The following is a 14621-nucleotide window of genomic DNA, read 5'->3' as shown; positions in this document are numbered from 1 at the left end:
GGCGGGAGGCGGCCAGGGCGGCAATGAGCGGGTCCGCAACAGCGGAGCCCGCGGAAGCATCGGCACGTCCGGCCGGGGCAACAGGTCACGCCGCCGCGCCGCGGAGGAGGAACTGTACGAGGAGGAAGAGGCCGCGTTCACCCCGGGCATGCCGTACGGAACCACACCCGGCGCAGGCACCCGCCCGGAGCGTACGGCGACGGAGAGCGGTGACCGTGAGCGGTCGGCCTGGGTGCAGGAGGACGAGGACGTCTGGGGCACCGAGGAGGGCACGACGCCTGCGGTGATCGGGCGATGAGAGGAGCACGGCGGATGACGGCACCGACCTCAGGGGGGAGGCGGCGATGACCCGGCAGCAGAACGGCGCGGCGGGTCCCGTGGGCCCCGGCGACCCGCTGGAGCAGCGTCTCGGGCGGGCGATGGAGGAGCTCGAGCAGTTGCAGGGTGCCGTGGCACGGGCCGAGAAGCGGATGAACGACTTCTCGGCGGTGGTCGTGTCCCGGGACGGCGCGGTTCAGGTCAGTGTCGGCCCGCGCGGGGAACTGACGGACCTGAAGTTCCTGGACGGCAAGTACCGCGAGATGTCGGCACCGCAGCTGGCGGCCGCGGTCCTGGACGCCGTCGAGGAGGGCCGTCACCAGGCGACCCGCGAGGTCATGCGGCTGTTCAAGCCACTGACCGACGCGAGCTCGGCCATCGTTGACCTGCCTGGGACGGACTTCGACTGGGATCGGCTGCTGGGCCGTCAGGACTCCTCCCGGGCGGGGCGGGAGAGCACCTGGCAGGCGGCGAACGCCCGGCTGCGGGACGAGATCAGCGAAGACGACGAGTGACCACCATGAGTGACCACCAGCGGGGAGGTATGCGATGACCGGTCCGGCCTTCACCTCCGATCCCGGCAACATCACCGCCGGCAGCAAGGCCATCAAGGAACTGGGCGACGCGGCGAAGCACCTCGCCGATGCCTTCAGGGCCGCCATGGCCGACACCAGCTGGACCGGCAACGACAGTTTCGGCCGGGACCTGCGGCCGAAGTTCGTGCAGAACCGGGACTCCATCCAGTCCACGATCGACGCCATCTCCGATGGAATCTCGTCCATTGGCGACGGCACCATGGCGAACCTCGGCACGATGCAGAGCACCCAGGGTTCCGTCATCCAGAGCATCGAACAGCACAGCGCGGCCACCGGGGGCCACCCGTAACGTGGCCATCACCGTCAAGGGCTTCCTCGCCGTTCTCATCTTCGCGCTGACCGGGGAGCACTTCCTCGAGGCCAACGAGGACGTGGCATACGACAAGAGCCTGCGCATCGACGAGCTGAAGACCGGCGTCAGCACCCTCAAGGGGCTGGCGAGGAACTCGATCGAGACGATCGGCGCGGGATTCCCGCCGGGCGTCGCCGATCAGTTCATCAAGGCGATCAACGAAGTACTCCCCTACCTCGACGAGTTCGAGACGGACCTGGAGAAGTCACGGCAGGGTCAGCTCCAGATCTCCATGCAGATCAGGGAGGCGAAGTGGAACATCATCGCCGAACTGATCCGGCTCGCCGCGGAACTGGCGGTACTCAGCGCTCTGTCGTTCATCACCGGCGGCCTCAGCGCGACCCACGCGGCCGTCGCCAAGATGATCTCCAGGATCCGCATCCTGACGATCATGCTCGAACTGCTCAACCGCACCAAACTCATCCCCAGTCTGACGGAGGCCGCGGAAGAGGCGTTCACGACGCTGGCGGTACGGCTGGCGATGATGACCGTCGCCCCGCAGGGGCAGCGCCCCAAGAACATCGACTGGAAAGAAGTCGGGATCAGCGCTCTGTTCGGCGCCGGCGTCGGAATCTTCCAGCCGATCCTGTCCAAGGCCTTCAACAACGTCGCGAACAACATCGTCAAGAACCGGAAAGACCCGTTACCGGAACTGGGCAACAAGTTCAACACGAAGATCGACGCCTCGAAGAAGAACAGCGGTGACGGTGTCACCAACCACCACAACGACTCCTCCGAGCCCAACGACCCGTCGAACAAGCACAACGAGACGCCCCATCGCACCACCTCGCAGCAAATCGCCCATCAGGTGGCCGAGTTCAACGCCGACGGCCTGTCCGAGTTCCTCGTGGAACCGATCATCAACGGTGTCTTCTACGGCAACTGGTCGCTCAACTGGCAGACTTATCTCGGATCTGGACTGAGTGAGCGGGTCGAGGAAGGCCTGCACCATCTCAGCACCGGCGGCGCCGGGGCGCTCAGCAGCAAGTTGAACCTGACGTCACAGAACCTGACCGGTACCCCCAACAGCGTCAACGCCCTTGTCCCGCAGGGCGGCGGCACGAACGCGTCTGACCAGGACGGTCGACGGTCCGACAGGTCCTCGCACGAGACAGAGACCCAGGACACCACCGAGTCGAGCCCCGTCACGCCCCGCCCTCTCACCTCCAGCCCTCTCACGTCCACCACTCTCAAGCCGTCGGCGACCACTCCCGAAACGACGCGGCAAGCACCCCCTGCGGCAACCCCGCCACCGGCCGGAACTGAGTCCGACCCGCCCTCCCGGACCGCCGGGCCGAACCAGGCCACGGTGCCGAACGCCACGGCCAGCACCCCGGCCCCGGACTCGGCCCCGGTGTCGACGCCGGACACCGGGCGGGGCACGCCGGGACCCACGGGCCCAAGTCCCTCCGGCTCCACACCCACGCGCACACCGACGCCCACACAGACACAGACTCAAACGCCCCCGCGGACACCGGACGGCTCGGGGACAGACGGTCCGAAGGCACCGGCCCCCGTACCGACCGACTCGGCGGGAACCGTCGTACGTCCCGCACCAACGACCGCGCCACCGGCCGCAGTTACGCCACAGAGCCCAGGCACCAGCCCACCTCCCGGAACCACCGAAGCCGGCCACGACGCGCCCGCCCCGAACGGGCAGGGCGCGCAGGATCCGGCACCCCGCCCCCGTACGACGGAGACCGGTCCCGACCGGCCGGGAACAGCTCCTCCGGCCCCTCGGCGTACGGACACCGGGACCACGGACGACTCCGCCGCCGACCTCGACACCCACTCCCCGACCACGCCGCAGCCCGAGTCCCACGACTTCGGGCACGACGACGAAGACAGCGGCTACGACAGCGACACCAGTTACGACAGCGACAGCAGTCACGACAGCGGCTACGACAGCGATACGTCGGAAACCGCCGGGAACCCGCACGATGACACCACGCCCGCCGTGCACGACGTCCCCCATCGGAAATGGATCGCCCGCCATGTCACCGCCGACGACCTTCCCGACCTGTCCGGGCTCCACCTCCACGGCAGCGTGGACACGGCCGACCTGGCCGCCGCCGGCATCCCGCTCAGCCCCACGCAGCGGGCCCAGGCACTACTGGGCGGCGGCCGACTGCCCCTCAGCGGCAGCGGACTGACCCCGGCCGACCAGGTGAAGGCGCTGATGCTGCGCCCCGGCCCGTGGCCGCAGGCACTCGACGTCACCGCCGCCAACACGACCCGGCGGATATGGCAGGAGGCGTACACCGACTTCACGCGGTCCGTGCCCGACAGCGCCAAGGACGCCGCGCCCCGGGCCTGGGACTCCGCCACAGCCCTGGTCCTGCCGTCGAGCCCCGACCACGCTCCTGGGGACCCGATACACACCCAGGACACCTACCGGCACGCCGTACGCCAGGTCGCCGACCTCCTGGTCACCGGCCACAGCCCGGCACAGGCCGCTGCGCTCGCGGATCGCCTCCGCCAAGACCTCGGTCTGCCGCCCCGTACCCGGGACGGCGCCGGGACCACACCCGTACCGTTGCCCCCCGTCCGCACCTCCACTCAGGCCCCCTTCAGCAAGGCGTCGGCTCCGCCCACCCCTGCCCCTGTCTCGACCCGTTCGGGGCCCGGTGGCGTCGTCGAGGATCCCGACGAGGTGATGGTTGACGCGAGCGGCGAGGATCCCCCGGTCAGGCAACCGGTGCCTTCCTCGACCCCCGCGGCGCCCCAGGGCGACCGCCGGTACGGGGCTCACGAGATCGGCGAGCAACAGCGACCTCAGATCGCTGAGTTGGCGGAGCAGATCGTGGCGGCGGGCCTGCGGGATCTGCGGGCGGGGCTGAGCATCCCGCGAACGACGGTCACCGTGTACGGCATTGGGCGGCGGTTCGGGGTCGAGCGTGCCCGGGCGGTCGGCCTGCGGCGGGCGAAGAACGTGGCGGCCCTGCTTCGCGCCGAGATCCAGCGCCAGCTGGACCTCGCAACCGAAGCCGTGCAGATGGTACAGAACGTACGCAGCCATGGTGTCAGGGCCGAGGACTTCCCGATCACCGTGCGCGGCGAGGATCGTGGCACCCCCAGCCCCGCCGCGAGAACCGGGCAACTGGGTACCTTCCTCTCACGGTCGGCACGACAGCAGATGACGATCACGGTCGACCGCTCACCCCTGTCGGCAGCCGTCGACCGGCTCGAGCAACTCTTCCCGGCCGAGTTCGGTACCGACCCGACGGAATTCGATCCGGACTGGGTCGCCTTGAAGCTGCGGCCCGGGCCCGACCACGACTCGGCCTCGCCCACCAGCACCATGTCCAGTACCGACAGCGACCCCGCGGACTCCGACGCTGAGGACCACACCGAAGCCCGACCTGCCTTGACTGCGGACGATCTCTCGGTCGACGTACGAGAGCTGTACGACATGGTGGCCGACGCCATGGCGGCCGGGCGGGCGACCAGCGTCCCGGCGCTGATCGCCCACCACTTGGGCAATCAGGGCGTGCTGTCCGACGCCACCCGCGTCACCGCCCCCGACGGGACCCCCCTGGGCCGCAACTGGACGGGCCGGCCGGTTGGCGACATCGACACCTCCGGCCACTACGAGACCAAGGGCGTCCGGGCAAAGCGCAAAACACCGCAGTGGGCCAAGGGGCCCGCGCCGACCCGCCCGTACGTCGTCGCAACCGCCGGCGGTGACCACGCCTCCGTCGAGCTGGTCCTGCCCGACGGCCGCATGTGGACGGTGTCCGAGGGCGTCTTCGCCCACCTGCTGGCCGCGGACACCGACCTGGCAGCCTCGGATGCCGGCGTGCCGGTGGTGCTCGCGTCGCGGAAGGCCGGCGACATGGGACTGGACCTGCCCCGCGAGCTCGCCTTCCGGACCGGGAGGACGGTGTGGGCACACACCGGCAGTGCGGAGCTGGTCCACGACCCCGACTCCGGCCGGGACCGCATCGAGGTGGCCGACGAACGGGACAGCAAGGACGTACCGCTGGGGGACTGGATCGACAACCGGCCGGAGGACTTCGGCGCCGATCCCGACGCGGAGGCGACACCCGGCGGCTCCGGACGGATCCGGACGATCGACGGGGAGAGCATCCCCGACCAGCACATCAAGAGCGTGACTCTCACCATCGCCGGGCGCCCCACCGGCCGCGCGATCCTGACGGATCGCGACCAGAAGGACCGGGAGTCCGACTTCCATGCGCTGGAACAGCTCACGCACTGGTCCCAGGCCGACCCCGTGGCCAATCTGATCACTGGCCACCCCATACCCGTGCCGTGGAAGGGCCGGAAGGTCTACTTCCTGTATCTGCACGGACGGCCGGGCCAGTCCAAGATGGTGAAGCACCCAAGTCAGCGCGAAGTGACGGTCAAGGGTCCTCAGCCAGGCCGCTACCTGAAACGGCGTTCAAGTGTGCGGCGGCTCAAACGGGACGCGCCCATCGTGCTCCTCTCGTGCTGGGCGGGCGCGGCCGGCAACCTGACCGCCCCCGCCGGCGAGGCGAGCCCGACGCCGTACGTGCCCGATCCGCTGACGGACATGTCGGTGGCCCAGGACGTCGCCAACGAGACACGGCGCGTCGTCTTCGCGCCCAACCGGGTGCACGGCATGGGTGCTGCCGGCACACACGTCCTCTTCGGCACCCCCGACGGCACCGCCCCGGTCACCTGGGACGAGACGAGGCCCGAACCCACGACGGAGGAACTCGCCGCCCTGGCGGAGGCGGCCGGACTTCGGGCCGGCCCCGATCTCGCCCCGGAGGCGATCCAGCCGACGACGCTGCGACTGGTACACGCGCTGCGCAAGACGTTCGGCCCGGCCGTCGAGGACGACAAGGACGATCCGTCCGGCACCTACCGCGGACTGCTGCGCGGGATCGCGGCGCTGGAGACGATGCGGCACGCGGACCCGAACCTGCACGGCACGGGCGAGTTCACCCTGGACCTGCTCCACCGGGCCACCCGCGCCCACCTGGGCCAGTCACACACCCCCGGTACGCGTCCACCACAGTTACTCCAGTCCGACGTCCGCGCGTTGCTGGACGCCGCCTCCGCCAGACTGGACGCGGACCCCGGATCCGTCCTGTCCGATCTCGTCGCCCTGCCGACTGTGGACCGGGCCCGGCAGCTGCTCGCCCGGCACAGCGATCCCGACGTCCTCGCCCGTGACGTCCTGGGCCTCGACCCGTCGGCACAGGTCACACCGGCGGACCGTCAGAACCTGCTGTGGTCGACGGTCAAGGCCGTCGAGAGCGTCGACAACCACCCCGACCCGTACACGCTGACGAGGAAAGTGCTGCACCTGCTCGACAGCGATGACCCGCAGGACCCGGGTCGCCGTGCGGACCTGCTGTGGACGGCCGCAGCCGCGGCGGCCGTCGGGCGTGACACCTACAACCCCACCGCCCTTGCCGCCCACCACCTCCAACGCAACGGAGCCCTGGACCGGGCCACCCGACTCCTCGCCACGGACGGCACCCCCGTCGGACGCAACTGGACGGGAAACTCCCTCCCGGGCGGGGTGGTGCCGGACCAGTACTGGGTCACCACCCAGGGCACCAACACCTCCACACCACACACCGGGGCTTGGGTGAGGAGCGGCGCCGACGCCCCGGGAGGCTACTTCCTCTTCATGAACCGGGCCTCCCTCCAGGGCAGCGTGGACATGCCCTGGCCGGACGGCGGGACCCGCCAGGTGCCCTACGAGGAGATCGGCGAACTGCTGGTCCACGACCCGGAGCTCTCGGAGACGGATCCCTCCGCCGTCGATCTCGTGCCCGTGGGACTCGGGCCCGGTGCGCTGGTCCCCGCACTGACGTTCGGCGCAAGGACCGCCGCCGGAAGGACCGTGCACGTCGCCGAGCACCCCGTCGACCTCGTCCACGACGCGTCGACGAACGAGGTCCGCCTGGAGATGACCCGTCCGCAGTCCGCCGGTACTCCCGACTGGACACCGATGGTTCCCCCGCGACCGAAGCGGTCACAACCCGCGCCCGCCGGACAACCCTTCGCCGCTCCGGTGCTCACGGCCTCCGCCGACACGGCCAGAGCGCGCACCGCCGGCGCGCCACCCCTCCGCCTCGCACGGACCTCCGAGGACTTGCCGCCGCGCCGCACCCTCGCGTCGCCGCCCGCAAGCCCCCGCGTCGCGAACTCCTCCCCGCCCGAGGACGAGCGGGAGCACGATGACGTCGTCGAGGACCAGGATGCCGCGATCGATGACGCGGCCAACCTTTCCGACGCTTCGGACGAAGTGATGGCTGACGCGGGCGCGCAGTCTCCGCCGGTCGGGCAACCGGTGCGGCTGCCGACCGCCGCGACGGTCCCGCCGGGCAGGTCCCGTCGCGCCCCCCGGCGCGCCCCCCAGGAGATCGACGACGAACAGCGGCGGCAGATCGCCGAGTTGGCGGAGCAGATCGTGGCGGCGGGTCTGCGGGATCTGCGGGCGGGACTGAAAATCCCGCAGGTGACGGTAACCGCGCACGGCACCGGGCGGCGGCTCTCGGCCGCTCGTGCCCACGCGACGATCAGCCAGCGGCGAGCGCGCAACGTGGCAGGCCTGCTGCGCGCCGAGATCCAGCGCCGCCTGGACCTCGCCACCGAAGCCGTACATCTGGCTCAGAACGTACGCGGCCGCAACATCAGCGCCGAGGACTTCCCGATCACCGTACTCAGCGAGACTCGTGACGTCTCCGCCGCCGGGAGCGGGCGGCCGGGCACCTTCTTCCTGTCATGGTCGCCGCGGCAGCAGATGACGATCACGGTCGACCGCTCACCCCTCTCGGCGGCCGTCGACCGGCTCGAACAACTCTTTCCGGCCGCGTTCGGTACCGACCCGAGCACCTTCGACCCGGACCGGATCGCCTCGCAGTTCGGCCTGGGGCCGGACCAGGACCCGGTCTCACCCACCGACTCCCTGTCCAGCCAGGGCAGTTACCCGGATGAATCCGATGACGAGGACACCGCGCCAACCTCGTCGCCCTTGACGGTCGATGATCCGCCGAGCGGCCGACGGCACCTGTACGAACTGGTGGCCGATGCCATGGCTGCCGGGCGGGCGGCCAGCTTCCCGGCGCTGGTCGCCCACTACCTGGTCAAGCAGGGCCTGCTGTCCGACGCCACCCGCGTCACCGCACCCGACGGGACCCCCCTGGGCCGCAACTGGACGGGCCGGCCGGTTGGCGACATCGACTCCTCCGGCCACTACGAGACCAAGGGCGACCAGGAAAAGCGCGAAACACCGCAGTGGGCCCAGGGGCCCGCGCCGACCCGCCCGTACGTCGTCGGAACCGCCGGCGGTGACCACATCTGGGTCGTACTGGGCCTGCCCACCGGCCGGACATGGACGGTGTCCGAGGACGTCTTCGCCCACCTGCTGGCCGCGGACACCGACCTCGCGGCCGGCGCTCCCGACGTGCCGGTGGTGCTGGCATCGCCGAAGGCCGGCGACATGGGACTGGACCTGCCCCGCAAGGCCGCCTTCCGGACCGGGAGGACGGTGTGGGCACACACCGGCAGTGCGAAACTGACGTTCCACCCCGGCACCGGGCGGGACCGCATCCAGGTGCCCGACGAGCGGGACTCCAAGTCGATTCCCGTGGGAACCTGGATCGACAGCAGACCGCACGATCTCGGAGCCGACCCGGACACGGGCCTGGCATCCGACGGCTCGGGCCGGGTCCGGACCGTCGACGGGAAGTACATTCGCGACCGCGACGTCAAGACCGTCACCCTCACCATCGGCGGGCGACCCACCGGCCGAGCGGTCTTCACGGACGCCTACGAGATGACCGCCGAGGCCACTCACCGGGCGATGGAGCGACTCACGCACTGGCACGTCGTCGACCCCGTCACCGACGAGTTAAGCCCCCCGATACCCGTGCCGTGGAAGGACCGCGAGGTCTACTTCCTCGACTTGCACGGGGCACCGGGCCACTCGGAGTTCGTGGAGCACCCGAGTCAGGACACCGCGACGGTCGACGGCGTTCAGACCGCCGGCTACCTCACCCGGCGTCGGAGCGTGGAGCGGCTCGACAAGGACGTGCCCATCGTTCTCTTCTCGTGCTGGGGGGACGTGCAACCCGGAGCGTCCGGGGCGGACTTCGACGCTCATTGGGCGGCCCCCGCCCCGTTCGTGCCCGACCCGCTGGCGGACGTGTCCACGTCGCAGGACCTCTCCACCAGGACACGGCGCGTCGTCTACGCCCCCACGCGGGTGGTGACCGTGTGGGACGACTACAGCATCGGTCTCGAGGACACCCCCGACGGCACCCGGGTCGCCTGGACCAAGTCGACGCCCGAACCCACGGAAGAGGAGCTCGACGACCTGGCGGAGGCGGCGGGCCTGCGGGCCGGACCCCACCTCGCCCCGGAAGCGGTCCGGCCCACGACGCGGCGGCTGGTACGCGCACTGCGCAAGACGTTCGGCCCGGACATCGAGGACGACAAGCACGACCTGACCGGAACCTACCGGAAACTGTTTCAGGACATCGTCGCCCTGGAGAAACTGCGGCGCGCGGACCAGAACCTGCGCGGCACCGGCGAGTTCACCCTGGACCTGCTCCACCGGGCCACACGCGCCCACCTGGGCGAGTCACACACCCCCGGAACCCGGCCCCCAAAGCTGCTCCCGTCCGACGTCCGCGCCTTCCTCGACGCCGCTTCCACCAGACTCGGCTCCGACCCCGGAGCCGTCCTGTCGGACCTGGTGTCCCTGCCGACCGTGGACCGCGCCCGGCACCTGCTCGCCCAGCACCCCGATCCCGACGCCCTCGCCCGTGACGTCCTGGGCCTCGAACCGTCGGACCCCATCACCCCGGCCGACCGCCAGAACCTGCTGTGGGCCACCGTCAAGGCCGTCGAGGGCGTCGAGAACCACCCCGACAGCGACACGCTCACGACCAAGGTGCTGCACCTGCGCGACGGCGAGAACCCGCAGGACGCGGACCGCCAGGCCGACCTGCTGTGGACGGCGGCAGCCGCGGCGGCCGTCGGCCGTGACACCCACGACCCCAGCGCCCTCGCCGCCCACCACCTCCAGCGCAACGGAGCACTGGCCCCTGCCACCATGATCCGCGCCACGAACGGCACCCCGGTCGGACGCAACTGGACGCGACGGCCCGTCCCAGGACCAGTGGTGGCGGACAGGTACCGGGTCATCGCCCCGGATGGCACCAAGTCCCCGTCCTTCCGCGCGCCTTGGCACAGCCGTGACGCCAAGCCGGACGACCACCCGGGGAGTTACTTCCTCGCCATGGATCCGGCCTTCACCAAAGGCATGATCGACATGCCCTGGCCGGACGGCGGCACCCGCCAGGTGCCGTATGACGAGATCGCCCAACTGCTCAGCCACGACCCGGAACTGGCGCCCCTCGGACTCCTCGACGTCGGTTTCGTACCCGTGGGGCTCGCCGCGGGCGACCTGCCGCTCGCTCAGGCAATCGCCGCGAGGACCGCCACCGGCAGGGCCGTGCACATGCCCGAGTATCCCCTCAGGTTCGTCCACGATCCATCGAAGCGCTGCGCCCGCCTCGAGGTGATCTGCCCACAGCCGACCGGGGCGAGGTACTGGACACAGGTCAGCCCTCCTGCACGGCCGCGACCTCGCGCCACGCCGGTTCAACGGCCCAGCGACGCCAGGGTGGTCACGTCCTCCACCGATCCCGCCGAGGCGAACACCATCCCCACCGGCGAGCCGCCCCTCCGCCCCGTGCGGCCGCGCGTGGGCATGCCGCCGCGCCGTACCCTCGCGCCCTCGACGGCACGCCCCCGCATCGAGCAGTCCTCGCCGTCCGACGGCGAGCGGGAGCCCGATGACATCGTCGAGGATCCGAATTCCACGGTCGATGATCCGGGTGCCCTGACCGACGCGGGCGATACGGCCGACCCGGGTGACCTGGGCGACGCGGGCGACCCGGGTGACCTGGGCAACGCGGCCGACCGGCGCGAAACGGCCGACGCGGGTGACCGGGGCGACCCGGGCGACCGCGACCCGGGCGACCCGGGCGACGCGGGGAACGACGATGCGGGCAGCGAGGCGGGCACGGAGCGTTCCCCGGCCGGGGAACCGGCGCCTGTCCGGACCTCCGTGGCTCTGCCGCTGGGCAGGTCCGGGGGCCGTTTCGGGCGCCGCGACGTCGACGAGGTCGAGCGGCTGCAGATCGCCGGGTTGGCGGAGCAGATCGTGGCGGCGGGCCTGCGGGATCTGCGGGCGGGACTGAGGATCCCGCAGGTGACGGTCACCGGTTACGGCAACGGGCCGCGGTTCGTGATCGGTGACGGCGCGGTCGAACATGCCCGGACGGCCGGCCTGAGGCGGGCGAAGACGGTGGCCCGACTGCTGCGCGAGGAGATCCAGCGCCGACTGGACCTGGACGCCCACGCCGTGCGGTCCGTACAGGGCGTACGCAACTGCAGGGTCACGGCCGACGACTTCCCGGTCACCGTCGTCGGCGGCGGTCGTGTGCCGTCCCCCGCGGGGTGGTTCGACAGCTTCCGCAATCGGTCGGCACGACGGCATGCGGTGATCACGGTCGACCGCGCTCCCCTGTCGGCGGCCGTCGACCACCTTGCCCAGCTGTTCCCGTCCGAGTCCGCCTCCGACCCGGGGCACTTCGATCCGGACAGCGTCCTCTCGACGCTGCGGCCGCGCCCAGACCACGACCCGACCTCGTCCACCGGCAACTCGGCCGGCCCTGTCGGCGGCCCGGCGCGATCCGACAACGCGCGCGGCGGCGAGACCGAACGCCCCTTCACAGTCGACGATCTGCCGGCCCCGTGGCGAGAGCTGTACGAAACAGTGGCCGAGTTCAGGGCGGCCGGGCGCGTGACCAGCGTTCCGGCGCTGACCGCCCACTACCTGGTCAAACAGGGCCTGCTGTCCGACGCCACCCGCCTCACCGCCCCCGACGGAACACCCCTGGGCCGCAACTGGACGGGCAAGCCGGTCCAGGACATCGACACCTCCTCGCACTACCAGGTCAGCCTCATCGCCAAGCCGAAGCGCGTGACGCCGCAGTGGGCGCAGGCGCCCGCGTCGCCCCGACCCTACGTCGTCGCGACATCCGGCGGCACGCACGCCCGCGTCGACCTGAGCCTGCCCGACGGCCGGATGTGGCGGGTTTCCGAGGACGTCTTCGCCCACCTGCTGGCGGCGGACGCCGATCTGGCGGCCGCCGATCCGGGCGTCCCGGTGGTGCTGGCGTCGCCGAAGGCCGGCGACATGGGGCTGGACCTGCCCCGCAAGGCCGCCTTCCGGTCAGGGAGGTCGGTATGGGCACACTCCGGCACCGCGCGCCTGGCTTTCGACACCGACACCGGCCGGCACCGCATCGAGGTGCGCGACGACCGGGAGATCCCGAGATCGAAGCTGGGAATCTGGATCGAGAGCCGGCCGGACGATCTGCGAGGCGATCCGGAAGCAGGCACGACACCCCGCCGCCCGGGGCGGGTCCGGACAGCCGACGGGCGGTACATCCCCGACCAGGAGATCAAGAGCGCTACCCTCACCATCGGCGGGCGGCCCACCGGCCGCGCGATCTTCACGGACGCGGACCAGATGAGCCGCGAGTCCGCCTTCCAGACCCTGGAACGCTTCACACAGTGGTCACGCGAAGACCCCGTGACCGGACAACTGTACGGCGCCCCGGTACCCGTACCGTGGAAAGGCCGGAAGGCCTACTTCCTCTTCTTGCACGGCGGGCCGGGTCGATCCAACATGGTGGAGTACCCGAGTCAGCGCACCATGCAGGTCGAGGGCACCGAGACCGGCGGCTACCTCACCCGGCGTGACAGCCTGGAGCTGCTCGACACGGACGTGCCCATCGTGCTCATCTCCTGCTCGGGGGACACCGCGCCCGGGGTGACTCCCGAACTCGGCGACACGGCCGGCCGCGCCCCGTATGTGCCCGACCCGCTGGCGGTCGCGTCCGTGGCCGAGGACATCGCCACCGAGACAGGGCGCGTCGTCTACGCCCCCGACGCGGTGCACACCTTCCGGGGCAACGACACACACGCCATCACCGACACCCCTGACGGCGCCCGGGTCACCTGGAGCACGACGAAGCCCCGGCCCACGGCCGAGGAACTCCATGCCCTGGCGGAGGCGACGGGGCTGCGGGGCGCACGCGATCTTCCCCCGGAGCAGGTCCAGGAGACGATGCTTCGGCTGGTGCGTGCACTGCGCAAGACGTTCGGCCCGGACGTCGAGGACGACAAGGACGATCCGAGCGGAACCTACCGGAAACTGCTGCGGGGCATCGTCGCACTGGAGAACCTGCGGCGCGCGGACTTCACCCTGAGCAGAACAGGCGAGTTCACACTGGATCTGCTGTACCGCGCCACCCGCGCCCACCTGGGGCAGACGCACACTCCCGGTATCCGGCCGCAGCAACTGCTCCAGTCCGATGTCCGGGCGTTGCTGGATGCCGCGTCCGCAAGCCTGGACTCGAACCCGCGGTCCATCCTGTCGGATATCGCGCCCCTGCCGTCGGTGGACCGGGCTCGGAGCCTGTTTCTGGGGTACGACCGCGACGCTCTGGCGCGTAATGTCCTGGACCTCGCCCCGTCGGCTGACGTCACCCCGCAGCACCTTCAAAACCTGCTGTGGGCGACGGTCCAAGCCGTCGAGAGCGTGCAGAACCACCCCGACGCGGACGCGTTGACCAGGAAGGTCCTGCATCTGCGCGACAACGAGGATCCGCGGGACCCGCGGTGGCAGGCCGAGCTGCTGTGGACGACGGCGATGGCCGCGGCCGCCGGCCGTGACACCTACAACCCCGCCGCTCTCGCCGCCTACCACCTCCAGCTCCACGGAGCACTGGGCCCGGTCTCCCTGCTCCGCGCCCCGGACGACACCCCGGTCGGACGCAACTGGACGCAACAGCCCGTTCCGGGACGGGTGGTGCCGGACCAGTACTGGGTCGCCACCCAGGGCGGCACGGGCTCCACGCCGCGCCACCCGCGTTGGTACAGGCCCCACGGCAAGCACCCGGGAGCCTACTTCCTGCTCATGGACCCGGCCTCCACCCAGGGCATGATCGACATGCCCTGGCCGGGCGGCGGCACCCGCCAGGTGCCCCATGACGAGATCGCCGAACTACTCAGCCACGATCCGGAACTGACGCGCTTCAAGCTCTACGACGTCAACCTCGTGCCCGTGGGACTCACGCCCGGCGACCTGACGCCCGGCACGGCACTCTCCGCGCGGACCGCGACCGCCCGGACCGTGCTCATACCTGATCGCCCCTTCGCCCTCGTCCACCATCCGTCGACGAACCTGACCCGCCCGACCATGACCGTCCCGCGCGGCACCGGGCCCAACTGGAGAACGTTCACCCCTCCCGCGCCGGCGCCGCCACCCC

General features: G+C 71.0%; 4 protein-coding genes. All 4 read left to right on the top strand.

Annotated elements, in window-relative coordinates:
- Window positions 1-298 (top strand): hypothetical protein (locus tag GRC12_RS31675; protein ID WP_208782980.1); only part of this gene is annotated, 298 nt, incomplete at its 5' end.
- A gap of 46 nt (window positions 299-344) precedes the next feature.
- Window positions 345-833, top strand: coding sequence for a YbaB/EbfC family nucleoid-associated protein (locus tag GRC12_RS31670; protein ID WP_244374061.1), 489 nt, complete (start codon window positions 345-347; stop codon window positions 831-833).
- Between the two features lie 34 nt (window positions 834-867).
- Window positions 868-1203: a hypothetical protein gene (locus tag GRC12_RS31665; protein ID WP_208782978.1), complete on the top strand. Its 336-nt coding sequence runs from the start codon at window positions 868-870 to the stop codon at window positions 1201-1203.
- Window position 1204: 1 nt separating this feature from the next.
- The coding region (locus GRC12_RS31660; protein ID WP_208782977.1) for a lonely Cys domain-containing protein at window positions 1205-14621 on the top strand (13417 nt) is incomplete at its 3' end.

Origin of the sequence: Streptomyces griseorubiginosus (assembly GCF_017614965.1) — a bacterium.
GTDB classification, from domain to species: Bacteria; Actinomycetota; Actinomycetes; order Streptomycetales; family Streptomycetaceae; genus Streptomyces; species Streptomyces griseorubiginosus_B.
The sequence above is the reverse complement of the archived record's forward strand: the minus strand, read 5'-3'. Positions and strand labels throughout refer to the sequence as shown.